25 protein-coding genes are annotated in these 26,581 nt (G+C 43.1%); 11 read left to right on the top strand and 14 right to left on the bottom strand.

Features of this window, described 5'->3' with window-relative positions:
* Positions 1–3 precede the first annotated feature (3 nt).
* Complete coding sequence (locus A5882_RS06920) at positions 4–1,077, bottom strand: GntR family transcriptional regulator (RefSeq protein ID WP_176462006.1); 1,074 nt, start codon at positions 1,075–1,077, stop codon at positions 4–6.
* Positions 1,078–1,293: 216 nt separating this feature from the next.
* Here A5882_RS06920 and A5882_RS06915 point away from each other — a divergent pair, with 216 nt between their 5' ends.
* The 3 genes from A5882_RS06915 (at position 1,294) to A5882_RS06905 (ending at position 4,366) form a co-directional block, all read left to right on the top strand.
* Positions 1,294–2,115, top strand: coding sequence for an SHOCT domain-containing protein (locus A5882_RS06915; RefSeq protein ID WP_254908465.1), 822 nt, complete (start codon positions 1,294–1,296; stop codon positions 2,113–2,115).
* A 329-nt stretch (positions 2,116–2,444) separates the two neighbouring features.
* Complete coding sequence (locus tag A5882_RS06910; RefSeq protein ID WP_254908464.1) at positions 2,445–3,149, top strand: helix-turn-helix domain-containing protein; 705 nt, start codon at positions 2,445–2,447, stop codon at positions 3,147–3,149.
* A 107-nt stretch (positions 3,150–3,256) separates the two neighbouring features.
* Positions 3,257–4,366, top strand: coding sequence for an ABC transporter ATP-binding protein (locus tag A5882_RS06905; RefSeq protein ID WP_008376142.1), 1,110 nt, complete (start codon positions 3,257–3,259; stop codon positions 4,364–4,366).
* A 129-nt stretch (positions 4,367–4,495) separates the two neighbouring features.
* On the opposite strand, the gene A5882_RS06900 is transcribed toward A5882_RS06905, so the two are convergent.
* The 5 genes from A5882_RS06900 to chvE all read right to left on the bottom strand — a co-directional run bounded on the left by A5882_RS06900 (position 4,496) and on the right by chvE (position 10,559).
* Complete coding sequence (locus tag A5882_RS06900) at positions 4,496–6,016, bottom strand: alpha-L-fucosidase (RefSeq protein ID WP_086372574.1); 1,521 nt, start codon at positions 6,014–6,016, stop codon at positions 4,496–4,498.
* A 220-nt stretch (positions 6,017–6,236) separates the two neighbouring features.
* Complete coding sequence (locus A5882_RS06895) at positions 6,237–6,572, bottom strand: PTS sugar transporter subunit IIB (protein ID WP_005232241.1); 336 nt, start codon at positions 6,570–6,572, stop codon at positions 6,237–6,239.
* A gap of 12 nt (positions 6,573–6,584) precedes the next feature.
* Positions 6,585–7,781 carry a multiple monosaccharide ABC transporter permease gene (mmsB, locus tag A5882_RS06890; protein WP_005227258.1) on the bottom strand — a complete coding sequence of 399 codons (1,197 nt, stop codon included), beginning with the start codon at positions 7,779–7,781 and terminating at the stop codon, positions 6,585–6,587.
* A 1-nt stretch (position 7,782) separates the two neighbouring features.
* On the bottom strand, positions 7,783–9,312 hold the full coding sequence (mmsA, locus tag A5882_RS06885; protein ID WP_005232243.1) for a multiple monosaccharide ABC transporter ATP-binding protein: 1,530 nt from the start codon (positions 9,310–9,312) through the stop codon (positions 7,783–7,785).
* Positions 9,313–9,458: 146 nt separating this feature from the next.
* Entirely contained in the window at positions 9,459–10,559 is a 1,101-nt protein-coding gene (gene chvE, locus A5882_RS06880; protein WP_086372573.1) for a multiple monosaccharide ABC transporter substrate-binding protein, read from the bottom strand.
* Between the two features lie 232 nt (positions 10,560–10,791).
* On the opposite strand from chvE, the gene A5882_RS06875 reads away from it, so the two are divergent.
* Genes A5882_RS06875 through A5882_RS06865 form a run of 3 tightly spaced genes read left to right on the top strand, consistent with a single transcriptional unit; the run spans position 10,792 to position 14,786 of the window.
* The gene (locus A5882_RS06875; RefSeq protein ID WP_086372572.1) at positions 10,792–11,796 is read left to right on the top strand and encodes an ABC transporter substrate-binding protein; all 1,005 of its coding nucleotides are present in this window, start codon (positions 10,792–10,794) and stop codon (positions 11,794–11,796) included.
* Between the two features lie 10 nt (positions 11,797–11,806).
* The gene (locus tag A5882_RS06870) at positions 11,807–13,255 is read left to right on the top strand and encodes a sensor histidine kinase (RefSeq protein WP_034872067.1); all 1,449 of its coding nucleotides are present in this window, start codon (positions 11,807–11,809) and stop codon (positions 13,253–13,255) included.
* Entirely contained in the window at positions 13,233–14,786 is a 1,554-nt protein-coding gene (locus A5882_RS06865) for a response regulator (RefSeq protein ID WP_005232247.1), read from the top strand. The genes A5882_RS06870 and A5882_RS06865 overlap by 23 nt, the downstream gene beginning before the upstream one ends.
* A gap of 77 nt (positions 14,787–14,863) precedes the next feature.
* On the opposite strand, the gene A5882_RS06860 is transcribed toward A5882_RS06865, so the two are convergent.
* Together A5882_RS06860 and A5882_RS06855 are read right to left on the bottom strand one after the other, a co-directional pair.
* Positions 14,864–16,936, bottom strand: a complete 2,073-nt coding sequence (locus A5882_RS06860) for a DNA topoisomerase III (RefSeq protein ID WP_061053681.1) — start codon at positions 16,934–16,936, stop codon at positions 14,864–14,866.
* Positions 16,869–17,246, bottom strand: coding sequence for a DUF1033 family protein (locus A5882_RS06855; protein ID WP_005227251.1), 378 nt, complete (start codon positions 17,244–17,246; stop codon positions 16,869–16,871). Before A5882_RS06855 ends, A5882_RS06860 begins: the two co-directional genes overlap by 68 nt.
* A gap of 312 nt (positions 17,247–17,558) precedes the next feature.
* On the opposite strand from A5882_RS06855, the gene A5882_RS06850 reads away from it, so the two are divergent.
* Positions 17,559–18,419 carry an AAA family ATPase gene (locus A5882_RS06850; protein WP_086332942.1) on the top strand — a complete coding sequence of 287 codons (861 nt, stop codon included), beginning with the start codon at positions 17,559–17,561 and terminating at the stop codon, positions 18,417–18,419.
* Positions 18,416–18,688: a hypothetical protein gene (locus tag A5882_RS19750; RefSeq protein WP_176462005.1), complete on the top strand. Its 273-nt coding sequence runs from the start codon at positions 18,416–18,418 to the stop codon at positions 18,686–18,688. Before A5882_RS06850 ends, A5882_RS19750 begins: the two co-directional genes overlap by 4 nt.
* A gap of 227 nt (positions 18,689–18,915) precedes the next feature.
* Here the strand turns inward: A5882_RS19750 and A5882_RS06840 are convergent, their stop codons facing one another.
* Genes A5882_RS06840 through A5882_RS06820 form a run of 5 tightly spaced genes read right to left on the bottom strand, consistent with a single transcriptional unit; the run spans position 18,916 to position 22,175 of the window.
* Complete coding sequence (locus A5882_RS06840) at positions 18,916–19,668, bottom strand: class II aldolase/adducin family protein (protein WP_061053679.1); 753 nt, start codon at positions 19,666–19,668, stop codon at positions 18,916–18,918.
* Positions 19,669–19,685: 17 nt separating this feature from the next.
* Positions 19,686–19,937: a hypothetical protein gene (locus A5882_RS06835; protein ID WP_008376154.1), complete on the bottom strand. Its 252-nt coding sequence runs from the start codon at positions 19,935–19,937 to the stop codon at positions 19,686–19,688.
* Positions 19,938–19,965: 28 nt separating this feature from the next.
* Positions 19,966–21,357, bottom strand: coding sequence for a PTS galactitol transporter subunit IIC (locus tag A5882_RS06830; protein WP_008376155.1), 1,392 nt, complete (start codon positions 21,355–21,357; stop codon positions 19,966–19,968).
* A gap of 36 nt (positions 21,358–21,393) precedes the next feature.
* A complete protein-coding gene (locus A5882_RS06825) occupies positions 21,394–21,693 on the bottom strand; it encodes a PTS sugar transporter subunit IIB (RefSeq protein WP_086372571.1) in 300 nt (99 codons plus the stop codon).
* A 20-nt stretch (positions 21,694–21,713) separates the two neighbouring features.
* Positions 21,714–22,175: a PTS sugar transporter subunit IIA gene (locus A5882_RS06820; protein WP_008376156.1), complete on the bottom strand. Its 462-nt coding sequence runs from the start codon at positions 22,173–22,175 to the stop codon at positions 21,714–21,716.
* A gap of 281 nt (positions 22,176–22,456) precedes the next feature.
* On the opposite strand from A5882_RS06820, the gene A5882_RS06815 reads away from it, so the two are divergent.
* Complete coding sequence (locus tag A5882_RS06815; RefSeq protein ID WP_008376158.1) at positions 22,457–23,218, top strand: DeoR/GlpR family DNA-binding transcription regulator; 762 nt, start codon at positions 22,457–22,459, stop codon at positions 23,216–23,218.
* On the top strand, positions 23,215–24,171 hold the full coding sequence (locus tag A5882_RS06810) for a 1-phosphofructokinase family hexose kinase (RefSeq protein WP_086372570.1): 957 nt from the start codon (positions 23,215–23,217) through the stop codon (positions 24,169–24,171). Before A5882_RS06815 ends, A5882_RS06810 begins: the two co-directional genes overlap by 4 nt.
* A 124-nt stretch (positions 24,172–24,295) precedes the next feature.
* Here A5882_RS06810 and mnmA read toward each other — a convergent pair whose 3' ends face one another.
* A complete protein-coding gene (mnmA, locus tag A5882_RS06805; protein WP_026008140.1) occupies positions 24,296–25,414 on the bottom strand; it encodes a tRNA 2-thiouridine(34) synthase MnmA in 1,119 nt (372 codons plus the stop codon).
* A 368-nt stretch (positions 25,415–25,782) separates the two neighbouring features.
* Here mnmA and A5882_RS06800 point away from each other — a divergent pair, with 368 nt between their 5' ends.
* Positions 25,783–26,496 carry a C39 family peptidase gene (locus A5882_RS06800; RefSeq protein ID WP_086372569.1) on the top strand — a complete coding sequence of 238 codons (714 nt, stop codon included), beginning with the start codon at positions 25,783–25,785 and terminating at the stop codon, positions 26,494–26,496.
* Positions 26,497–26,581: the final 85 nt, after the last annotated feature.

Here is a 26,581-nt window from a genome sequence, read left to right as displayed (position 1 = left end):
TTCTTATTCTCCTTTTTGGTTATTGACTGAACCGCGAACGATCAGCTCCGGTTCAAAATAAAAGCGTTGCGCTTCTGTTGCCTTACCTGTAGTGATCCATTGTGCCGCCAATTCCCCCATCGCTTCTTTCGGGTGAGTCAGTGTGGTGATCGTCGGTGTGGACAAGGTGCTAAGAGGCGAGTCATCGTTACCCACGATCGAAAAATCAGTAGGAACGTTCTTCCCAGCAGCCGTCAATGCTTGAATCAAGCGATGCGCGATCTCATCGTTGTAACAAACGATGCCTGTGACTTGATTATCGGCAGCCGTCAAGCGCTGGATCGCTTGTTCAATAACGGCTTCTTTCGTCTCCGTCGTATACGTCAAGACGTCTTCTGCTGCAAACGTCCGCTTGGCTTGGGTCAACGCTTTGACAAACCCTTTCATCCGATATTTCCCTTGTAAGTCATCGATTTTCGTGATCATCATCAACTGCTGATGCTGTTGTTCTAATAGATAATTGGTTGCTAAAAAACCAGAACGTGTATCGTTGACACAAATATGCGGCAAGTCTAGTTCTTCGTAATAGGCATTGATCATGACGAGAGGAATCCCAGCTTCTTGGAGGGCGACATAATAGGCAAGATTCGGGTTGTACTGGCTGCTCTTCGTTGGTTCAACGATCAACCCGTCTACCCCTTGATCCATCATTTGCTGCAAGCACGCTCTTTCTTGCTCATGGTCATTGTTGGTTGAGCCTAAAAGCAGTGAGTAGCCTTGCTCCCGCAATGTCTGCTCCACGCCACGCATGATCGATGGGAAAATATAATCAGACAAATAGGTCATGATGATCCCAATCGTTTTGCGGTTTTTATGATTGACAGTCTCAGGTTTTGAAACGTAGGTACCTGAGCCCCGTTCTTTTCTTAAATAACCTTCATTGACCAAAACAGCGATCGCTTGGCGCACCGTGTGGCGGCTATAATGAAATTCTTCCTGTAAGGTTGCTTCTGAAGGGATCGCATCGCCTTCTTGATAGGTGCCTAAGCGGATCTTTTCTCTTAAGATATCCGCTATTTGTTCGTACTTATTCGCCATTTTCATCCCATCTTTCAAAAGTTGTCCGTACATCTAAGATACCAAGAAACCGCTTCCTTGTCAATTGCTGCTATACTAATTTTTCTGAAAAAGTAATAGAGAAAAAATTCCAAACGATCATTCACCTAGATTTTACTCATAATAAAAATAAATAAGATTAAATTTGTTGTATAATTGAATAAATAGTTAGTTATTTCTATGAAGGAGGCAAACACTTTGACGAGAAATATGAATGAAAATCGTGAGGCGCCAATCATTCTTTATTCAAAAAAATATCGAGAGAATCGCAAACACGAGGCTAGTTGTCGCTGGTTTATTACCAGTAAAGGTGTTTTGATAAACCATACCCATCCAAAAATCCCAGATGAAAAGATTCCCATGGCAAAAATTGCCGATGTGGAATTACATATAGGCAAAGGTCTCTTAGTGGACTACCTCCGCCTGCAGGTACCAGGTGATCCTCATCTGCTTTATTTCACCAATCGAATCGATGCCCAAAAAGCCTATGATTTTTTAACCACTCGCCTTGCAGTACTTGGCGGGCAATCAGCCAAAAGTTACGTGGATGAGGAGGCTGGTAAAATCAAATTACTGTCTTATCATTATCGTGAGGCTTGGGCCATCACAGAAGATACGCTCACGATCATCGACTACAAAAAGAAAGAAAAGCAGGTTTTGCAGATTCCCCAGATCACCAGTGTCAGTTTGAAAGAAGTTGCCGAATCTGGTCTTTGGAAAGGCAATGGCTTCTTGGAACTGTATATTGGCGGCGGGGCAATCAGAGAAACCCATTCTCGCAGAAGGACGGAACCAAACCACTCCCTTTGCTTTGCCGAAAAAGACCTGCTGATTGCTCGGATCATACAGCGCTATCTCACTAACTTCCCCCGTGAGCATGCAATACTGCCCCCGCGACCAACTGTAACTCCGACGGAACAGGTCATTGCTGATCTTCGCGAACTGAAAATGTTGGTCGATGAAGGAATTTTGACTGAAGAAGAATTTGCCTTAAAGAAAAAACAACTGTTAGGATTATAGAAGTCATCGCTTCGGGAAAAAAGCAATCCTCCTGCCATGCAAAGGCAGAGATTTCGGTGAAGGGCTGTGCTTTTTTCTGGGAAAATTTTGAACGGTTTTTTTAGAACATGCTATACTAAATGAAGAATACGTAGAGTATCTCAAAGGAGGTCTTTCTCATTTTTTCTTTTAATGACATCAAAGCGCGTTTCCCCCAGGCAACGCTGCATGACAAAGTATCCACAACGAAGGACATCGAATCCATCGCTTTCGGCAAAAAATATATTTGGCTGCCAACTGACCAATTAAGTGACAGTGAAAAACTGCTGATCCAACTGGGAAACGGCTCTTTGCAACCAGAAATCGATAACCGAAACCATCCATGGTATCCGATTTTATTTGAACATCAGCCCGTTCAAGACCAAACGTGGGTCCGAATGCTGCAAGTTCATTTCACCCGAACCATTGACTCCTTGCAATCCGAATGGCTCGCAGAGATCCAGCAAATGCTCCCTAGCGTGGTGGATCTTTTTTTCCTCACCGAAGACCATGCGGTGATCGTAGAAAAACAAGACGACACTAATTTACCCATCGAAGATCTCGACGGCTTATTCGTGGCTTTGGATATGGATTTCGACTGCTCTTCCCAGCTGTTCGTTGGCCCCTTCCATCACCCACGCCACGACTTCACTACCTTATGGACGAGTGAATCTACCCTGTTTAAAAATGAGTTAAAAACGAAAACTACCAGTAAAAGTATGGATCTGCCCAAAGTGGTCTTCGCTCTTTTTCGCAATGGCTTTTCCGAGTATATTTCCTTGTTTCGTACCTTGTATCTAGATTGGTTTGAAGAAGAGACCGAAACGATCATTCAATCCCTGTGGCGCAATCAAGGCAATGCGAGTTCCACAGCCAAAGAACTGTTTATGCATCGGAATTCTCTCCTATATAAGATCGATAAGTTTCAAACACTGACACGTTTAAATTTAAAAAATATGGATGATCTGCTGCTTTGCTATTTACTGATCGACCAATTCACCCATCAGAGCAATTAAACAACCTGCACAAGAAAACGTTTTTTTCTTGTGCAGGTTTCCGTTGCGCATTCGAAGCGTTTTCATTTATGCTATTCATGTAAACTAAATGGAAAGAGGTAATCCCAATGGTAGAAATGGCCTTAAAAAATATCCACAAAAAATATGACAATAATGATGCGTATTCGGTAACTGATTTTAATTTAGATATCGCGGATCGCGAATTTATCGTTTTCGTTGGACCTTCTGGTTGCGGAAAATCAACAACCCTTCGAATGATCGCTGGTTTAGAAGATATTTCTGAAGGCGAATTGAGCATCGGTGGAAAAGTAATGAACGATGTAGCACCAAAAGACCGCGACATCGCGATGGTTTTCCAGAACTACGCATTGTATCCCCATATGACTGTTTTCAACAACATGGCATTTGGTTTGAAATTGCGTAAATACGACAAAGAAGAAATCAAAAAACGCGTAGAAAATGCCGCTGAGATCTTAGGTTTGACAGAATACTTAGATCGTAAACCTGCTGCCCTTTCAGGTGGTCAGCGTCAACGGGTTGCCTTAGGCCGTGCCATCGTTCGTGATGCCAAAGTCTTCTTGATGGATGAGCCGTTGTCAAACTTAGATGCGAAATTGCGGGTTGCCATGCGTGCGGAAATCGCAAAATTACACCAACGTTTAGAAACAACGACGATCTATGTAACCCATGACCAAACAGAAGCGATGACCATGGCTGACCGGATCGTTATCATGAAAGATGGTTTCATTCAACAAATCGGTTCACCAAAAGAAGTCTACAACACACCGAAAAACATTTTCGTTGCCGGCTTTATCGGTTCACCAGCAATGAACTTCTTCAATGTTACGTTGAATAACGGTATGATCTCTGATGGTCAAAGTTTGAATTTACGTATTCCTGAAGGCAAGAATAAGATTCTTGTTGAAAAAGGCTACGAAGGCAAACAATTAGTCTTTGGTATTCGTCCAGAAGATATCCACAGTGAACAAATCGCATTGGAAGCTTCTCCTGAAGCAACTGTACGTGCTGAAGTGGTCGTATCTGAACTATTAGGTGCAGAAACAATGCTTTATACACGTGTAGGTGCGACTGAATTTATCTCGAAAGTTGATGCCCGCGACTTCCACCGTCCAGGTGAAACAGTTGATTTAGCTTTCAACATCAACAAAGCGCATTTCTTCGACAAAGATTCAGAAAATGTCATCACACTTCCTTAATTTGTAGTTACCATGCACTGTTCTCGGATTTGCCCCCTAGGCAGTCGCATTTAACTAATATCCACTTTTATTCCTTATTTGTATCCCTCAAAAACAGACAGTCAGCCGACTGTCTGTTTTTGGGTTACTTTATTCTTCCTGAGGCACATAGCGCGCGACCATGGTTTGAATGATCGGTGTTTGCCGAACTTGAGTAAAAACGATTTTGACAGCAGACACGCCGACCGCTTCAAAGCTGATGATTTTTTGATAGCCGATCGTCACTATTTCGGTCAGTAACGTTTGTCCTTCTACAGTTTGCAGAAAAATTTTTGCTTTTTCTACCCGTTGCCCATATTGAATCGCTTCCTTCAATACAAGTGAATTGATGACGACCGGTTCTGCAAAATGTAGGGTCAGCCATGGCCGTTTGTCTTCCAAGTCCGGTTTCCAATACTGGCCAAACGCTTGAGATAGTTGGAGCTTATCCATTCTGCTGGACACACTGGTTGAAGAGCTCGCAAACGTGCCGGTCCTTTCAGCCGTCACCTCTTTCAATTGTTTAATCGAGTGACCTAATTGCTGCAATGCCTTTTGATCCGTTGGATGGATCATACCATCCGGCATCGGCGGCACATTAAGTAGAAAAGAACTATTGCCCCCAACGATCTGCTTGTAAAAAGACCAGAGCTCAGCGCCGCTTTTTACTTGTTGGTCTTCTGATGGATGATAAAACCAGCCGGGGCGAATCGATAAGTTGACCTCAGCAGGGTACCAAGCCAATTCGGCAGCTTCTTTAATGCCGTACTTTTTCAGCGCTTGTCGGCTTCCTAAATCCATTTCCATACTGGAAATCGATTGCCGAAACGCTGTGCTATCGGCTTTTTGCGAATGACTCGCTGTTTTTTCAGCATCCTTTAATGCTGCTGGCACCACACTCCATTCTTGAAGTCTGGTTTGCCCCGCTTCGTTTCCTACCCAACGGACATCCGGTCCGCAAACCGCAATCACTGCATTGGGTTGCAGCTCACGAATCACTTGATAATACCGTTCCCAATCATAGTTTTGGCGTTTTCCATTGGGTCCTTCACCATTGGCCCCATCTAACCATATTTCGAATATATCACCATAATTGGTTAAAAGTTCTGTCAACTGCGCCGTATAAAAATCATCATAGACTTGCCCCATTCCATAACAAGCTTCATGCTGATCCCAAGGCGATAAATAAATGCCGAATTTCAGGTCTGCTTGACGGCAAGCATCAGAAAGTTCTTTCACTAAATCACCTTGACCATTGCGCCAGGGCGTTGAAGCGACTGTGAAAGCAGTGTGCTGGCTTGGCCATAAGCAAAAGCCGTCATGATGTTTGCAGGTCAAAATGATTCCCTGCATACCGCTTTGCTTCATTGTGGAAACCCATTGATGACAGTCTAGCTTTTGCGGGTCAAATACCGTTGGCGACTCATTGCCGAGCCCCCATTCACGATTGGTCATCGTATTGAGACCAAAGTGGATAAAGCCATAAAATTCCAACTGCTGCCACTGTAGTTGTCGTTTACTGGGGCGAATCTGGGTAAGTTCTGCTGGTTCGATAATCTGTTCCTCCATTCTATGAGTTGTTTGCTGCTTTAAGGAAACAGATACAAGATCGATTCTTGACTGTTTCCTCATTGGAAAAGATCCAACGCCTTTACTGTACTTCCGTCATCTGTACGCTCACTGGCAAACGAAGTACAGGAACTGACTGAAGCACCATTCAATCGACGGGTCTTCCCTATCAGGTGATCAAACTACTTTACGATAAAAAGAGTAGTGCTTGCTTGGGGGATTCGCAAGGCACTACTCTAAACAACATATTCAAACGCTAAAAGACACATCTTTTTACGCGAGCCTAGTGATCGTTTTGTAAGAGGGTCAGGCTGTCTGTAAGGACAGCTTCGCCATCTAACAGCTCGTAATCTGTTTCTTTGATTAATTTATATGGCACCGCTTTGACCATGAGAAAGTCTTTTAATCGATTGACTTCGTACTTCGACTGCGGACCGATCAACAAAGCATCGACTGTTTGCTGCTGCAGGATCTGTTCAGCAATGATGGCTGGTGCCGAATAGATATGCACAGCTAGCCCTTTTTCATCTGCGGCCCGCTGCATGTTTTTCACTAAGAGACCCGTAGTGATGCCGGCGGTACAAATCAATAAAATCGTCTTTTGTGCTTGGTCCTCCATAAACAGGCCCTCCTACGAAATTTTCTTTTTCTTATTGTAGATATCCAGCACGACAGCCAGCAGCAAAATCAACCCTTTGATGGCTTGCTGCCAATCGACACCGACCCCTAAGATCGACATCCCATTGTTTAAGACACCCATCACGAGACCACCAACGATCGCCCCCATCACAGTACCAATACCGCCTGAGGTAGAAGCACCGCCGAAATACACTGCGGCCATTGCATCTAATTCCATTGACGTTCCCGCTTGCGGTGTGGCTGCATTCAACCGAGCCGCTAAAACCAAGCCCGCCAAAGCTGCCATCATCCCCATGTTCACGAAGACCCAGAAGGTGATTTTCTTCGTCTTGATTCCCGAAAGTTCGGCTGCTTTTTTGTTGCCGCCGGTTGCATAGATTTGCCGACCAGCGACGGTTTTGTTAGTCAAAAAGCCATAGGCAGCCACGATCACCCCTAAGACGATCAAAATGATCGGATACCCTTGATAAGAGGCAAAGATGTAGGTAGCACCGAGAAAAACAACCGCAGTAAAGACGGCTTTAAAGGCAAAGGCTGCCATTGATTCCACTTCAAAAAGATTTTTTTTGCGGCGCTCACGGGTCCGCCATTGGCCTAAAATCAGGATGCCCGTGATCACTACACCTAAAATCATGGAAAGTAAATGGATCTGACCGCCTGCAATATCTGGCAAATAGCCGGTGGAAATTTGTTGGAATGCCTTGGGAAACGGTGCCAATGATTGACCGCCTAAGACGACTTGGGTCAATCCTCGAAACATTAGTAAACCAGACAAGGTCACGATAAATGCTGGGATACCGACATACGCGACCCAGAAGCCTTGCCAGGCACCGATCACTGCGCCCATCAGTAAGCAAAGAGGCACTGCCAACCAAGGACTGATGCCGTTATTGACCATCAAGACGCCTGCAATCGCACCGACAAACGCCATCACGGAGCCTACGGATAGATCGACATGTCCTAACAAGACGACCAAAAGCATACCGGCTGCTAAAACGAGAATATGACTGTTTTGCAACACGAGGTTGGTGATATTCAGCGGCCGCCAGAAAATTCCGTCGGTCATGAGCTGAAAGGCCACCAATAATACTGCTAAGATAATGATCATACTGTATTTACTAAAGATTTCCAGTGCCTTTTCTTTCAGCGAATGGCTGCGTTCTTTTTTTAATTTATTGGTTGTTTCCATCTCAAACCCCACTCTCTTCTAGTGTCATTAGATTCATCAATCGTTCTTGGTCTGCCTCTTCCCGTAACACTTCGCCCGTGAAGCGGCCTTCGTTCATCGTGTAGATCCGGTCGCACATGCCTAATAGTTCTGGTAACTCCGAGGAGATGATACAGATGGCTTTGCCAGCTGCTGCCATCTCTTCGATGATCGTATAGATTTCGTACTTCGCCCCGACATCGATCCCGCGGGTCGGTTCATCTAAAAATAAGATATCTGGTGTGGTCATCAGCCACTTTGCCAAAACGACTTTTTGCTGATTCCCACCACTCAAGCTGCCGACGTTTTGATAGATTGAATTGGTTTTCGTCCGCATTTTTTTGCGAAATTCTTCTGCCATCGTGACTTCTTTTTCTTTATCGATGACCCCTTGGCGGCTGATTTTGGCAAGACTAGCGATGGTGGTGTTCTCGCGAATATCCATCAGCAGATTCAAGCCCAACGCTTTTCTATCTTCCGACACATAGGCTAACCCATTTTTGATGGCGGTTGGCACGTCTTTGACAGAAATCGGTTGGCCGTCTTTATAGACTTCCCCCGAAATCGAACTGCCATAGGAATGACCGAAGACACTCATGGCAAACTCTGTCCGTCCCGCACCCATCAAACCGGCGATGCCGATGATCTCTCCTTTGCGGATCATCAAGTTCAAATTTTCATTCACCACACGGGTATGGTCGATTGGATGATGGACCGTCCAATTTTTGACTTCAAAAAACGGTTCACCAATAGCGGGTTTCCGCTCTGGGTAACGATTGGTCAAATCTCGCCCAACCATGCCGCGAATGATACGCTCTTCAGAGATTTCGGCCCCGCTCAGCGTCTCGATCGTTTGCCCGTCTCGTAAAATCGTGATGCGATCCGCCACATTGACGATTTCATTCAGCTTGTGGGAGATAATGATCGAGGTGATCCCTTGGTTGCGAAACTCTTTGATCAGCTCTAACAGATTGGCACTTTCTTCTTCATTCAACGCCGCGGTTGGTTCATCTAAAATCAACAATCGGACGGATTTTGAAAATGCTTTGGCAATTTCCACCAGCTGTTGATGCCCGACACCGATTTGTGAAACCAGCGTATTCGGGTCTAATTTCAAGCCAACGATCTTTAAGAGGTTATCTGTTTTCTTTTCGGTCAGATCCCAATCAATAATGCCGTGCTTGGCTTGTTCATTTCCTAGAAAGATATTTTCTTTGATCGACAGGTAAGGACTTAAGGCTAACTCTTGATGAATAATAACAATTCCTTTGTCCTCACTGTCCCGCAAATCTTTAAACTTGCATAACTCCCCTTCATAATAGATCTCTCCATCATAGCTGCCGTAAGGATAGAGTCCGCTTAAGACATTCATCAGCGTGGACTTTCCGGCGCCATTTTCTCCACACAGTGCGTGGATCTCTCCTCGCTCGATCGAGAGGTTGACGTTATCAAGGGCGCGAACCCCTGAAAACTCTTTGACGATGCCTTTCATCATCAAAATATTATCTGCCATGTTCTTTCACCCTTTTCCTTTTTATGTAAAAGTGATGCGCTCCCTTTGCAAGAAAAGCGGAAAGAACGAATACTGGGGATGATTCGTTCTTCTCTGCTGCTTTAGGGGAAACTAGCATCTTTTCTCGCTGGATCTGCACTCCTTGCTTAAATGCCCAGCTCTTCTTCTGTATAGTAATCGGTATCGATCAGTTCTTCTTTGTAGTTGTCGCTATCCACAGAAACGGGATTTGACAAGTAGGTTGGTACGACTTTGACGCCATTGTCATAGGTTTCAGTATCGTTGACTGGCACTTCCTCGCCATTGGTGATGGCTTCGATCATTTCGATCGTGTTTTTCGCTAACACTCGTGTATCTTTAAAAATCGTTTGGGTTTGTTCGCCCGCGATGATTGATTTCACTCCTGCCACCGTCGCATCTTGACCGGTGATCACAGGTAGTGGTTTATCAGAGGAACCATAGCCCACACCTTTAAGCGATGAAATGATTCCTAGGCTGATTGGATCATACGGTGAAAGAACAGCATCCAATGTTTGATCCGTATAGTTGGCACTCAACAAGTTGTCCATCCGAGCTTGCGCGGTTGAACCATCCCAACGCAAGGTAGCGATTTGGTTGAAGTTGGTTTGACCAGAAGGAACGACTAGCTGTCCGCTGTCAAAGTATTGTTGGAAGACCGAAAGGACCCCATTATAATTGATCAATGCATTGTTATCATCTGGAGAGCCGCCGAATAATTCAATATTAAATGGTCCTTCACCGTCTTTGAGACCTAATTTGTCTTCAATATAAGACGCTTGCAGCACGCCGACTCCAAAATTATCAAAGGTGGCATAATAATCGACGTATTCCGAGTTCATCAGTAAACGGTCATAGGCGATGACTGTGATGTCTTCGTTATGGGCTTTTTCCAACACGTCCGTCAGTGCCGAACCATCGATCGAGGCGATCACTAAAGTATCAACGCCTTTGGTGATCATGTTCTCAATTTGTGCCACTTGGTTTTCTACTTTGTCTTCTCCATATTGCAGGTCAGTTTTATAGCCAAGCTTCTCTAATTCCTCTACCATATTGTTGCCATCTGCGATCCATCGTTCTGCCGATTTGGTCGGCATCGCGATCCCAACAAATCCTTTGTCTCCGTCACCGTTTGCCCCGCTATCTGATCCATTCCCACAAGCTGCTAACAATCCACCAACCAATAAGGTGGATGCTAGGACGACCAATTTACCAAAAGTACCTTTCATTGTGATCCCTCCATGTCTTTTTCTTACATATTCAGTATAGCTAGTTAAGGAATCGCTTACATTTAGATTTTTTCGAGGTTTCTTGGATTTCTTGAGAAAAAACGGCCCAGTTACCCCCTTTTCTCTTCGGAATCTTGGATTTTTTAAGATTCCCTTGGTTTTTATTTGATTTGATATTTTGTGTAAAGCGCTTCCGTATTTTTTAGTAGAATAGACCATAGAGGTGAAAAAAATGAGGAATATAAAAATTGGGTTGTTCGTCTGTTTGTTTCTAGCTTGCTTGGCTGGTTGCCAAGCAAACAAAGAAACAACCACTGAAACAGCGGAAGAAAGTATTGTGATCGGTTTTTCCCAGTCGGGAACGGAAAGCAGCTGGCGTAAACGCCATACGGAATCGATCCGCACTGAATTAGAGAAGGAAGGCTATGAAGTCCTTTATCGTAACGGTTATATGAATCAAGAGCGACAGATCCAAGATATCCGTAATTTTATCGTGTATCAAGTCGATGCCATCGTCTTTACCCCCATTCAGGAAAACAATTGGGAACCGATTTTGGAAGAAGCGGCCCAAGCTGGGATTCCCGTTTTCGTGGTAGATCGACATGTCAATGTCAGCGATCCCTCTTTATTTTTGACCCATATCGGGCCAAGCTTCAAAGCCGAGGGCAATCGTGCAGGTCTCTACGTTAGTAATTATTATAAAGAGCATGAGAACGAAACAGTCAATGTTTTAGAATTGACGGGACTGGATGCTACGTCCCCGACGTATTTGCGCTCAGAAGGGTTCCGAGAAACCATCAAGCGTGATTATGCCCATAACAATGTGACGATCCAAGTCGTAGACGAATTAAACGGCGATTTCATCCGCCGTAAAGGCAAAGAAGTCATCGAACAATACATCGAAGCAGGCAAAATGGAACAGATTGATGTCTTGTTCAGCCACAATGATGAGATGACGTTGGGTGCCCTAGAAGCCTTAGAAAAAACCGATATTGAGCCGGGGAAGGATTTAGTGATCGTATCGATCGATGCTCAAAAAGAAATGATCGATAAATTGAAGCAAGGAGTGGTCAATTGTGTCGTTGAGTGCAACCCAGATGCCGGGGTGTTCGTCAAAAATGCCATCTCTCGCTACTTGGCTCGCGGCGCCGATGCCATTCCTCGTGAAATCTATGTCCATGAAACAGTTTTTTCCAGTGACATGGATTTCGATCAGATTCCACCGAGAAATTATTGAGGAGATGAAGATGAAAACAAAAAGTATCAAGGGCATCTTTCAACAGACGAATAAACTGATGATCCTCGTCGCCTTTATTCCCCTCGTACTAAGTAGTGTGTTTTACTCACGGCAGATTTTCATTTACCAAAATACCATCAACAATATTGAAGAAGCCAATCAACTATCGGAAAAAGTCGATGCCATTGTCTTGGAGGAGATGTGGGACTTAGTCTTCGGCCAAAAAACCGTCGCACAAGTCCAAGAAACCAATGTAATTGAGGAATTGAGGAGCGACCTGCAACACATCCAAGAAAATACCAGCACTGCGAAAGAGCTCAATATTTTAGCGGTCGCCTTTCGGACGCTCGATTCTTTAGAAACCTATCAGCAACAGTTGATCGACAATATTCTCAAGGATGAACCAGTGGAAAAAAACCAATACGTCATGATCCAAGTGGATTCGGTGATCGATTTGCTATCCGATATTTTGCAGCAATTCGTCGGGGTAGAGATCAGCTTAGCCAGCCAAACCAATCACGAACTAGTCCAATCGGTATTGTTACTGATCCTTTTTCAAGTCGTGTTGCTTTTGATCATCTTTGCTATCATCAATAAAAATCGGCGCTTTGTTCGGGACAATCTGCAAGACCCATTGGATCGGTTATTAGATCTTTCTAACGAACTATCCCAAGGACATTTGAGCTACCGAGCAGAACTGCCAGAAACCCCAGAGCTGCGGACCTTGACGAGTAGCTTGAATCGAATGGCAGATGACTTGACCCGGCTCTTGGAAGAAAATGCCTTGAAGCAGTATCACTTAGCCCAAAGTGAGGTGCGGGTCTTACAAGCCCAGATTACCCCACATTTCATCTATAATAGTTTAGATGCGATCGTTTCTTTGATTGAAGCTGCCCGTTACGAGCAAGCAACGGAAATGACCTATGCGTTGTCGGATTTTTTCCGTATCTCCTTAAGCAAAGGGCAAGACTGGATTCCTTTGGAAAAAGAATTGCGGCATGTGGGCGATTACTTGAAGATTTTGCAGATTCGCTATGGTAGGATGCTGTCTTACACCATCGAAGATCAAACCGTCAGTCCAGAACTGCAGGTTTTGAAAATGGTCCTGCAGCCCCTAGTTGAAAACGCCGTTTATCATGGCACCAAGTTTGTCCGTCGCGTCGGCATGATTCGAATTACAGTGTCAGAATTGCCTCACCAGATTCAAATGACCATCAGTGACAACGGCATTGGGATCGACCCTGAGCGTTTGGAGGAGATTCGTCGTAACCTTAAAGAAACCACTGATCCCGCCTCTGAGAGCGGCTATGGCCTATATAACGTCTATCGCCGTCTCCAGCTGAACTACGGCAGCGAAGCGCAACTGACGATCCACAGTCAATACCAAGAAGGCACCACGATTAACGTCACAGTACCAAAAAGGGAGGAACCCAACCATGTACAAAGTGTTCATAGTTGAAGATGAACATCTGATTCGCGATAGTTTGCGTCACCAAATCATGACTCTCGCCAAACAATACCCGATCGTTTATAGCGATGAAGCCGCCGATGGCGAATTGGCGCTAGCTTCGATCCTTGATCTGCGTCCGGATATTATTATCAGCGATATCAAAATGCCGTTTATGGATGGCTTGGTCTTTGCGAAAGAAGCCAAAAAATTATTGCCGCAAGTTCGCATTATTTTTGTTAGCGGCTTTGATGATTTTGACTATGCAAAAACGGCACTGCAGCTGCAAGCAGACGATTACTTACTCAAGCCCATCAAAAACGAAGAATTAGAACAGGCCATCAAAACCGTCGTTCAACACTTAGATGAACAACAAACCACCCATCAGCAATTATCCAAAGAAGACGATTTATTCGAAATGGAAATCAAAAAAAATCACTTTCTGAATCATCTTTTTAAACAAAAGATCACGATCTCAGAAGCTTTTTTGCAAGCAGAAGAACTGGGACGGCGCTTTTCAGGCAAACAGTTTTGTGTGCTGTTAGCAAAAACCCCCTTCAATCAAAGTTTTTCTGACTACACTCGCTTTAGCCAGCAGCTGACCAAAGCCTATGAGCAAGATGATGCCGTCTTGTTCTCCAGTGTGTCTAGCCGCTTCATCAAGTTTTTACTTTTTGACCATGACCGCGAACAAGTTTTAGAAAAAGCCTATCAGATCGCTCAAAGCCTCGTTCATGGTTCTGGGGAAGAAGTGGCAGTGGCGATCGGACCTATAGCAGATCGTTTCTCGGGCATCCCTCTTTCTTATCAGAAAGCTCGTGACATGCTAAAAACCTATGGCAGCATCCGCAAGGAAAAAATCATCAGCTATGAAGATGACATTCGAGAAGGGGAACTGTCCCCCACCAATCCTTTCAAAACCGATCTTGCTTCAAGACTGGCAAATGCTGGGAAACAGACGATCCCTGAGCTGACCGATGAATTGATGGCGCCTCAAGGGACCGTTGAGCGAACGCAAATGTACCGTTTGTTCGTCTTGGTCGAATTGCTGGCATTATTGAAGAAAAAAGACAGTCATTCGCTGCCCCAGATCGTTCAGCACGCCCATGACTTAGACTATCTAGCGGCATTGACCCATGAGCCAGAGAACTATCAAACGACTCTGGCAGAACTGTTGCCGCTATTGACCAAACAACCCATCAATCCTGCAATGGCGAAGTATCAAAGCGTCATCAATCAAGCCAAAGCCTTTATCAGTGAGCACTTTTCTGATCCCAATATTTCCTTAAATGTAGTTGCTGAAAAAGTTCATTTGAGTCCGGCGCACTTCAGCACCATCTTCTCGCAAGCCACTGATTCTACGTTTATCGAATACTTGACCGAGCAACGATTGACCTTAGCTAAGGAACTGCTGTTAACGACAAATCTACGGCTATCTGAGATCGCCTTTGATGTTGGCTATAATGACCCAAATTATTTTTCCTTTTTGTTCAAGAAGAAAGAAAGTATCTCACCGAAAGAATACCGTCAAAAAAATGCTTAAATGAATGAATGGATACAAAAAAAGAGTGAGAGACAGCAAAATCGTCCTCACTCTTTTTTATTTTCTACCTCATTCAGTTATTTCTTCTCCATCGCAGCTTTTAAAGCAGCTGCTAATGGGCTTTCTTGCGGTTCTTCTTGATTGATTTTATTCATCAAGCGGCGTTCTTCGTGTTTCGACAGCTTTTTGCTGCGCTCTTTTTTATCCGCCATTTTTTCGGTGGTCCCATCGAATTTACAGCGGAAATAGGCGCCATTTTTGCCCTCAATGATCTCCATCTTTCGGTGACATTGCGGGCAACGTCGGTTTGAAACTTTCGGGTCTTTCCGACGACGGTACTTGCAGGTGCCACTGGAACAAACATAGATCTTGCCATCACGGGTATTTTTCTCCCGCAATGGTTCGCCGCATTCTGGACACCGTTTTTGGGTCAATGAGAAATCTTGGTACTTGCTCTCACTTTGCTTGATTTCTTTAACCAATTGTTTAGTGTCTGCTTCGATTTGCGCGAGGAAGGTTTGGGCAGAGTAGGTGCCTTTCGCGATGGCTTCCAGTTCCTTCTCCCATTTTTCCGTCAACTCTGGTGTCACCAAGGAAGGATTGACTAAGACTAACAACTGCTTGCCTTTTGGCGATACTTGCAAGCCGCTTGGGGTCCGCTCCATCAGCTCAGATTTGATCAGCTTTTCAATGATCTCCGCACGGGTTGCCGGCGTACCAAGACTGTGTTTTTCCATTTTGCCTAAAAGAGTTCCTTCATTCAACGGTTTCGGTGGTGTGGTCAACTCTTTCTGGATGGTAAAATCAGGCTTGACGATACTGCCTTTTTGCCAAGCCACATCACTGGTTTCCTCTTCGGAAGTCGTTTTCCATCCCGCTTCTAACACGGTATTGCGGTTGAACACAAAGGTCTCAGAACCAAAGGTCACTGTCACTTTCTGTTGCTGTTTTTTATGAGGTTTCGCAAAGAGCATTAAGAAACGACTAACGATCATTTGATAGATTCGTTGTTCATCGGTAGTTAATTTTTCATAACGTGCCCGCTGTTCCGTTGGCAGTAGGGCATGGTGATCCGTGACTTTTTTATCGTTGAAGACAGCTTGCTGCACCACTTGTCCACCATTTTTCAAGTATCCTTTGACTTCTGGGGCAAAATCCGCAACTGCCTGCAGGCGTTCCTTCATGGTTGCCTTCATATCATTGGTCAAATACTTGGAATCCGTCCTTGGGTAAGTGACGATTTTGTGGGTTTCATACAAGCTTTGAACAAGCGACAAGGTCTTCTTGGCTGAAAACCCATAACGCTGATTGGCTTCTCGTTGGATCTCGGTCAAATCGTAGGGCAGTGGTGCACTTTCTGTTTTGACCTTTTCTTCGATCGCTGTCACGCGACCATTCTGTTGACTCACTTGTTTGACCAATGCTTCGGCGTCGCTGCGTTCTTTTAGTTGATAAGGATTTTTTTGTTGCAGGCGGGCCTTGGCATCGCCTACGTTTAGGGTAATCACATGATAGGTTTGCGGACGGAAACTCTCGATCTGCATTTCCTGACTGCGCACCAAAGCTAAGGTAGGGGTTTGGACCCGACCCGCACTAAGATTGTCTTGATATTTGACCGTCAATGCCCGCGTGACATTCAATCCTACCAGCCAGTCGGCTTTTGCCCGCGCAAGGGCGGAGTAGTAAAGATTGTCGTAGTGCTTGGCTGACTGCAATTTTGCAAAGCCTTCTTTGATGGCTTTAGGGGTTTGCGAAGAAATCCACAAACGTTTGACTGGTTTGTCAAAACGAACCCACTCCAAAATCCAGCGAGCGACTAGCTCCCCTTCTCTTCCCGCATCGGTGGCAATCACGACTTCCCCGACATCTTTTCTTTGAGCCAATTGTTTGATGGCTTTTAGTTGATGACCGGTTTTTGGCAACGGCTTGATCCCGATGGACTTAGGGATCATCGGTAATGTTTCCATCTGCCATGATGCCCACTCTTTGTTTAAATCTTCAGGCATTTTCAAGCCCAATAAATGACCAAGGGCCCAAGTAACAATCGCCTTGGGTCCTTCGTAATAATTTTTATGTTTTTGCTCACAGCCCAAAACTTTGCTGAGGTCTTTGGCAACGCTTGGCTTTTCCGCTAGAATTAGTTGTTTCATAAAAATCTTTCCTGCTTTCATCGACGACTTGCTGATATTCTTTAAGCAATGCCAGTCCAATATATTGTTGGAGGTAATCGTCGCATTCTTCGCACCAGCGTTCGTCTTCTTCATTCCAAAAAGCCGTCATAAAGTTTGATTTTGCATTTATGTACGAATACTCTTCTCTGATTTCTTGCCATTTTTGTTCATAAAATGACTGCGCCTCGCTGAAAGTTGCAAATGTGAACGCCTCTTGAATATCTGACTGCCATCCCTCAAAAAACCACCACGGTTCATTGTCCCCATACATGACTACTACTTGATACATTCCATTGCTCCTTTCACGATTCCTTCCCCATATTAGTCACTTTTACTTAAACTTGCAAGGAATAAGTTTCAGCATTTAAACATCGCTTAAAGAATTCATTAAACCTTCGTTTTTTTGTACGTTTTATCGGTTGCTTAAGATTACATCATTTCTATGCCCTTATAGTCTAGCACAGAAGTTTCCTGTTGTGAATATAACAGTAAAAGATTAAAAAAATATCAAACAAGATTTATTTTAACCTCGCAAAAAAAATTTTATCTGTGATGGATATGCTACAATAATGGCAACCACGAAACTGCTAGGAGGTGCCCCATGTATCTCGAACAAATCACTTTTCCCGATCAAGAAACCGAGTTTGATTTTTTCCTTTCTATCCAACGGACTGTCTATGATTCTTACTACCCTTTTCAGATTCTCAGTGCCCGCCGTTTTCAGCAGATCGATTTTGAACCAATCACGATTTTATATGGCGGCAATGGTTCTGGCAAAACCACTGCATTGAACGTGATTGCCGAAAAGATCCACGCGCAGCGCTTTGCTGCGTATAATCGGTCGAATTTTTTCGAGGACTATCTATCCTACTGTTCTGCTCGTAGCAACGACGAACCGCAAGAAAAAGTGCTATTGACCAGCGATGACGTCTTTGACTTCATGCTTGATATCCGAAACTTAAATCAAGGGATCGATCATCGCCGAGAAGAAGTGTTCCAAGAATACTACCAAGCAAAGCATGCGGACTTTCGTTTCACAGGTTTTGAAGATTACCATGAATTGAAGAAAATCAATCTCGCACGATCCAACACACAGTCCAAATTCACTCGCAAGCACTTGATCGACAACGTCCGAGAATATTCCAATGGTGAAAGTGCCTTTCGCTTCTTTCAAGAAAAAATTCGTCCCAACAGTCTTTACTTATTAGATGAACCAGAAAATTCCCTTTCTGCTGATCGTCAGCTGGAACTAGTGCAGTTACTGGAAGATTTTGTCCGCTATGAACAGTGTCAATTCATTATTGCTACCCATAGTCCTTTCGTTTTATCTTTAAAGGAAGCCAAAATCTATGATTTGGATCAAACGCCCGTCGATGTTCGGAAGTGGACCCAGTTAGCTAGTGTCCAGCAGTATTACCGCTTTTTTCAAGCACATCAAGCCGAATTTGATGATCGATCATGACCAAAGTAAACCATTTTCCGCCAAAGATTTCTTTTGGTGGCTTTTTTCCGTCGCACTCACACAAAGACCAAAATCAAATTGATCAGCGCAATACAGAAGGCGACCACTCCCGCAATTTTGCCCCACTTGACTTCTGCTTGGTTATACTGATCGGAATGCCCCGCAATCTGAGCGGACAAAAAGTAGAACTTTTTACAACAATCAAATACCCTGCTAAACCAAATAGTACAGCTAAGGCAAGTTGGTTGATTTGGCTTGAAATGACCTGATTCTGATGAAGCAACACCACCCCTACGGCACTAACGTCCCTCATTTCATGAGGTTGAATCTTGTACGATTCATGCCCCTCCCCCTTTCTTTTAAAAATGCCAATGCATCAAAAACATTCATTTTCTGACTAAATTATAGCATATTTTGAATAAAAAAATAAAATCCAAGAACTCGTAAACGAATGTTCTTGGATTTTTATCAATCGAAAAAGATGATTACTTGCTGGCTAATCACCACCAGCAAAAATTTCTTCTTTATTATAAATCGGTGTATGTTTTTTCAAGTCTTCAAGTGTTCCTACTTGTCTCCCTTTGGAGTAAAAACCATCTAACAAGCCTAAAGATTGAAAAATCGTTTGCTTATAGGCAATTTCCGCATTCCATTCCGTGGTATCTAGTATTTGCAAAGCTTTATGGATTGCTTCGATGCCAGATGCTCCTGGCGCACTGATCAGTACCCCATGACTGTTGAGGAGCAACATATTCGGTAAGGCGAGTTGTTCTTTTTTCATGTAATCAGAAACTAATTCTGCTAATTCTGGTGAGCAATTAGGTTCAAAGTCTAGTACAGGAATATAGCCAATTTTTTGGGTCGCTTCTGTTAAGTTAGGCATATCCAATCCGGCGGTTGCCCAAAACATCGAGTGAGGAGAATGGGCATGTAAGACTGCTTTTATCGCTGGATTCGTATCATAAACCGCTTCGTGTAAGTTGATTTCTCGTGTCAGCTGACCAACCCCATCAATCACTGTTCTCGTATGAGGCTCAACGACTAAAATCTGGGCTGGTGAGACCTCTCCTAAATAGGCTTCTGACATCATAGTTGGTGTCATAATAATGTATTCTTTTCCAGTTTCATCGGTTGTTTTAAAAGAAAAATTACCGCCTGCAACATTTGTATTCTTCCGGGTAAAAATCAATTTTACGATTCGTGCTAAATCTTCCCGTTCTCTTTCAAAAATCATCCGTCCATCTGACATATTCAAGACCACCTTTTTTATTTTTCAAACGTTTTGTTGCGTAAGATTGTTTGTACAGCTTCCCTTACTTTAGCTGCTTCTTCCTCTTTTTTCTTTTTTCGTTCATCGTATTCTTTAAAAAGTACTGGACTGCCATATTTGTATACACAGACTGCTAGACCAATCGCTACGACATTAAATAGGTACTGTTGTGTCACCAAAGCTAAGAGATAGCAGCCAATTGCTAGAAAAAGAAGCAATTGCCATTTTATTTTTTCGCTCTTTCCCATTCCTGTCGTCCTTTCCTTTTTGAAAATATTAGCCATTCGTCGCACGTACTTGCGTCGATGGGGTCCCTTGTTCTTCATATCTTTGACTTGGTACCTTTACCTTATTCATATATTTATACAACCAGACAAACATTGCGATAAACACAACGGAACCGACGATACCCAAGATATTTCCTTTAAACGCTTCTGCAAATAAAATTCGAAATTCCGGTCCTTCGATCGAAGACCAAGTGATTTGCTGCCCTTTTTGTATTCCTTCTACTGCGCCGGTTCGATCTGCTAAGCCCGTTAGGATCGGCGTCAAATACGTAGCTGCATATAGATAGATTGGCATCGAAATAACCCCCATGATCAGCATACGCACCAAGTTTCCGCCGGTGAGCAATAATCCACCTACTGCGATCGAATAGTTAATGATTCCTGCTAAAGGCAACACAGCATTTCCCGGCAAGATGATAGCATAGCCAATAAAGACAGGTACCAACAAGATAGCAGTGACCCAAATCTCAGAGCGACCAGCTAATACGGGCCAATCTAACCCAATGTAAACTTCCCGATCTTTAAAGCGTTTTTTCATCATTTCCGACATTGCATCAGCCAGTGGTGAAAGAGACTGCATAAACATTTTTGAGATCATTGGGAACAAAGCCATTGCAGTCGCGATTTGAATAGCTAAGTTCAATGAGCCTGACACGCCATAAGCTGCAGCTAATCCCAAGCCCAAACCAATGAGAAAGCCCATCACCGAATTTTCAGAGAAGATACCGATTTTCTTTTTTAAGGCTTTGGTATCGGCCCGTCGATTAAAGAAAGGAATTTTATCCATAATCACATTGATCGGTAATAAAAGCACTGCTGAAATATTCATCAAGTGGGTCACTGTTACTAAAGGAATACCAGTCAAATCCTCAATGTGGCGTTGGAACATATCCCCCATTTTAAGTTCCAAGATAACCTGTACGATGGCGGTGATAAACCCAGCAAGTAAACTTCCACTGATAAAGTAGACCAGATAGGCAGTCAGCGCTTTACCCCATACATTCCACATATCGACATTCAACGTCTTGGTCCAGTTCAAAATCAACATGACAAAATTCACGCCAAGAACGACGGCAAAGAAAACAAATGCATAGGACCATGACCAGGTGATACTTGCCGCTCCTGTCCACCCTAAATCTAGCGCAGGCAAGTTCAAGCCAGTATTTTTTGCCAATGCTTCGGAAGCTGGACTAACTGCATTTGACATAAAGCCAATGACCATAGACATCCCAGTAAAAGCAATACCTAACGTGATTGCAGACATAAAGGCTTTTTTGAATTTCATCCCTGCAACCAAGCCTAGGATTAAAATGATTAGCGGCACAAAAATAGCGGAACCTAAACCTAAGATATAATTGATAATGTCTTGAAATACTTGCATTTTTTTCACTTCTTTCTTTTGATAGGATGTTTTGTACTAGCCAATCAATTCTTTGATTTCTTCATAAATCGTATCCATACCCATACCGGTAAGAAACGGAATCCCAGCAAAAACGTGTACACCTAGCTCAGCGGCTTTTTCCAATACTTCATCATCTGGCTGAGCAACATACACATAAATTCCTGTCGACGGCAATTCATTTTGGATCGACTTGTAATCAACTGCTTCAACGGGGAAATCGATTCCGTCATCTTCAAGCATTCCAGCAATTTTACTTGCGATCGTTTGACTTGTTGCAACCCCACTTCCACATGCTACGACCAATCTTCTTTTCATCTTAAATTCCTCCAAAAATTTTATTTTGTATACTGTGTAACTAGCTGATAAATTGCCTGCACTTCTTGTGTTTCAATGAATGCCTTTACAAATCCTTCATCCATAAATAATGCCATTAACGATTGCAGTAAGCCGACTTGCTCTTTTGGTTCTTTGATTCCTAGAAAAAAGAGATCCTTGACCTGCATTTCTTGACTGTCGCCCATTTGCTTCATCTTCACCTCGTTTTTCAGACGCACGATCGCAATAAAAGGCTTTTCGACATACGCTGGTTCTGAATGAGGCAAGCCAATATTCAAATACTGTGTAATCAGTCCAGTTGGAAAAGCTTGTTCTCTTGCTAGTAATCCTTCTACATACTGTTCATTCACAAAACCTTGTTGCTGTAATCGTTTGGCTATTTCTTCAAATAGTTCTTTCAACTCCTCTCCTTCCACATCGAGAAAAATTAGCCTTTCATCAAACATGCTCGTATAGCCCATCTATTCTTCCTCCTTGTTCAACTCAAATGATAAATATTGTTAAAGTTTGTTACAATATGTTTTACAATGTAAATATACAATAGTTAATTTTTCTTGTCAACGCTTTCTTTTGGTATTTTTTTCAAACTGATTCCTTTCACCAATACACGAAACTATCAAACTTTAACAAAGATGAACATTTTCCCTTGCTTTTTCCAAAAGTAAATGCTATTAATTAATGTATAAAGAACATCGATAAAAAAGAAACTTAAAAAAATCGTTAATCAACCAGAGGTGAAACTATGTTAAAGAAAGAACGGCAAGAAAAAATTCTAGCGCTAGTGAATCAGCACGATTACTTATCCATTGCAGAAATAGCCAAAACATTAGACGTTTCCGATATGACCATTCGTAGAGATATTACAGAGTTAGCGAATCAATCTTTATTGGTAAAAATCTATGGTGGCGCCCAAAAACTCGAAAAAATCGAACACGAGCTTTCTACTCAAGAAAAAATCGATACGAACGTTGCCGAAAAGAAATTCATCGGAAAAGTAATGAACAGTATCATATCAGACAACGATACTATCTATATCGGTGCGGGAACTACGATGCTCCACGCTTTACCTGAACTAAAAAAAGCAAACTTATTCGTGATCACAAATAGTTTACTTGCTTTTAATTATTTGATTTACAACACAGACTATCGTGTCTTATTGACCGGTGGAGAATTTTCCCGCACGACGGAAGAATTTTATGGGGAAACAGCAGAGAAGAGTTTTGAAAATTTAAATATCGATATCGCTTTTGCTGCTACAAATGGGATTTTTGAAAATAATATTACCACTGCAAATCTTGTTGAAGGTTCGATTCAACGAGTCGCATTCAAACATTCCCGCAAAAAATGCATCGTTGCAGATAGTTCCAAGTTTAATCGCTCTGACGTTTATACCTTCTACTCGCTTTCAGATATCGACTATTTGATCACTGATGATAAACTTTCTGAGACTACTTTTGACTATTATCGTTCCTTTACAGAGATCCTCAAGGAGGAACAAAAATGATTTTAACCATCACAATGAACCCTTCCATGGACTACAACTATCTTGTTCCTTCGCTAAAATTGGATCAAGTAAATCGGGTAGATAACCCACATACATCAATTGGAGGAAAAGGCATCAATGCTGGCAGAGTCATCGCACAATCTGGGGAAGCCGTTTTATTGACAGGTATTTTAGGTGGACCTGTAGGCAAAACGATCCTTGATTCTTTACTAGCTGAAGAACGTTATGTATTGGATTTCCTCACCATCAACGGCAATTCTCGCAATGCGATCACGATCATGCATGACGGTAACACCCATACTGAGCTAGTAGAAAAAGGACTTTATCTGTCGGAGGAAAACGAACAACTTTTTTACCAACACCTTGCAGCAATAATTAAACAACACCCCATCACGGTCGTCTGTATTTCTGGATCAGTAAATTCTGATAATGGGCATTTTCACGATCAATTGCTTCAATTCATCCGTCAATCATTAGGTGAACAAGTCCCGATCCTCATGGATATAGCTGGGGAACAACTAAAAAATTGTTTGACTCAAACGAATGCTCGTCCGAATTTTATTAAACCAAATCAACAGGAATTAGAAGAACTAATGGGTCAAAAATTGCATTCATCGCAAGACATTTTCTCTGTCTTAGAGAGCTCTCTCTTCGAAGGGATCGACACCGTCATGGTTTCTCAAGGCGACGATGGGGCAATCGTTAAACATCAGTCGACTTTTTTTAAGATCGAGATCCCTAAAATCGCCATCGTTAATACGACTGGTTGTGGTGATTCAACCGTTGGTGGTATGGCTGTTGCATTGAATAAACAGTTTCCAATGGAACAAGCATTGATCTATTCGATGGCTTGCGGTATGTCTAATGCGCTCTCGAAAACAAACGGTACGATCGATCCTGCACAAGTCGCTGCATTTAGCGAAAAGATCCACCTTTTCAAGATCAAAGAATAAACGGCTACCTATTTTTTTGGTTCTCTTGATTACGCAAAACATTCGTTGGTACAAATAAAGAAAGCCCTAGCTAAGTGCAACTGATTGGTTCAGTGTTCTTAGCTAGGGCTGATTTTGTTAGGTGTTAAACATATTGTAATTCTTTGGCTTCTTTGTAGGCTGCATCGATCAAACCGCCGCCCAAGCATTCCATGCCGTCATAAAAAACGACTGCTTGTCCCGGAGTGATGGCGCGTACTGGTTCGTCAAAAATCACTTCTGCTCGATCTCCATCTAATAGACGCACGGTTACCGGTACATCTTGTTGACGGTAGCGGAATTTTGCTGTGCATGAAAATTCCGTGCCGCGGTCTTGTTCTGTAGTAAAGTGGATTTGGCTTGCTTCCAAGCGATCTGCATACAAAGCGGGGTGATGGAATCCTTGTCCCACATACAAAGTGTTGGTCGCTAAGTCTTTTCCTACGACAAACCATGGTTCTTGAGTGGCACCGCCGCCGCCAATGCCTAAGCCTTGACGTTGTCCGATGGTGTAGTACATCAAGCCATCGTGTTGTCCTTTGACTTCGCCATCTAATGTAACCATATTGCCTTTTTTCGCTGGCAAGTAATTACTCAAAAATTGTTTGAAATTCTTTTCTCCGATAAAGCAGACACCCGTGGAATCTTTTTTCTTGGCTGTTGCTAGACCTGCCCGTTCAGCGATCGCTCGTACTTCTGATTTTTCCATGCCGCCTAGTGGGAACATGGTTTTGCTCAATTGTTCTTGTGACAATTGGCTTAAGAAATACGTTTGATCTTTGTTGTTATCCACGCCTCGCAACATATGAGTTACGCCGTTTTCATCAACGGTCACTTGCGCATAATGGCCAGTTGCTACATAGTCGGCACCAAGATCCATCGCATAATCCAAAAAGGCTTTGAACTTGATTTCCTTGTTACACATGACATCTGGATTTGGCGTCCGTCCGGCACGGTATTCTGCAAGAAAATATTCAAATACACGGTCCCAATATTCTTTTTCGAAATTCACTGAATAATAAGGAATCCCGATTTGCGCAGCCACTTTGGCTACGTCTTTGTAGTCTTCTGTTGCGGTACAAACACCGTTTTCATCGGTATCATCCCAATTTTTCATAAAGATCCCAACAACATCATACCCTTGTTCTTTCAGCAAAAGTGCTGTTACTGACGAGTCTACCCCGCCACTCATTCCAACCACCACACGGGTGTTTTCGTTAGACATGATCGTTTCACCATCATTTCAATTATAGATTCTGAAATCATCTACGATTTGAAGGTCGCAACTTTTCAGTAATTTGCATTATACAACAAAACACAAAAAACTTCACTGTTTGCTGTCTTTTCTTAAAAATTCCTTTTTTAGAAAAGACATCTGGAGAGAAGTTGCTGTTCGTTACTCCACCCACTCAGCCAAATAGAGGAAGCGCTGCTTTTGTGTCTGTCATCGACAGCTGTCCAAACAGCAACAACTTACTTTTCAAATGGTGGTTGTCATAAAATCGTATGAAATTCTTCAGGAAATGCAGAAATGCTCTTATTAGAAAAAGACTATACTTCTCTTAGATATTACTTTACGAGGAGGGGCATTTCATGCGATTGCACACAAGGATATCGAAAACGAGGAGAAACGATGGGAAGAAAGAAAAGAGCCTTGCACTGCTGCTTTTTCTCATCGGTGGTGTTTTTGTCATTCATTACGTGATTGATCAGGTCAGGGATGCTGCGTTTGATCAGACAGCGCTTGTCTCAAAACAGTTCACTCGCCAAGCCAATCAAGCTCTTCAACAAGCGATGGCAGATACGCAGCAACTGCCGTTGATTGTACAAACCGATCAACGCTGGGGCAATAACACGTATGGATATGGAGAAGAGCAAAATACGTTTGCGGCAAACGGGTGCGCTATTGCTTCTTTAGCCATGATCGATTCTTTTTGGACGGATCGTCCGCCGAATCCTGACAAACTATTGGAGTGGGCTGGCGATCAATTTTATCTTCCCAAACAAGGAACGAGTTGGCAAATCTTTCCTCAGTTTGCCGAAGCTTTTGGTTACCAATTTGCCGATTTAGGGGATTCATTTGAGGCTGCCTATGAGAAAATGACACAAGGCATCCCCGTTGTGGTCTCGGTTCAAGCAGGAACCTTTACGACATCCGGACATATTATGGTATTGGCTTTGAACAAAGAAGGAACGATTCAAGTATTCGATCCTAATGATTCCCCCGAAAAAGCCCATTATGAGAAAAGCTATCCTAACGATGTCTTTCAAGCAGAAGGAATCCATTATTGGAGCTTTTGGCTTTGATGTTCTGATCGGCTGAAGCTGCAAAAATACACCTTTTGTGGGACAAAAAAAGACTAGCCGCAGCTAGTCTTTTGCTTATCTTGCT

It is taken from the genome of Enterococcus sp. 4E1_DIV0656 (assembly GCF_002140695.1).
GTDB classification, from domain to species: domain Bacteria; phylum Bacillota; class Bacilli; order Lactobacillales; family Enterococcaceae; genus Enterococcus_D; species Enterococcus_D entomosocium.
Note: the sequence above shows the minus strand (reverse complement) of the source record. Positions and strands in the feature narration are given on the sequence as shown.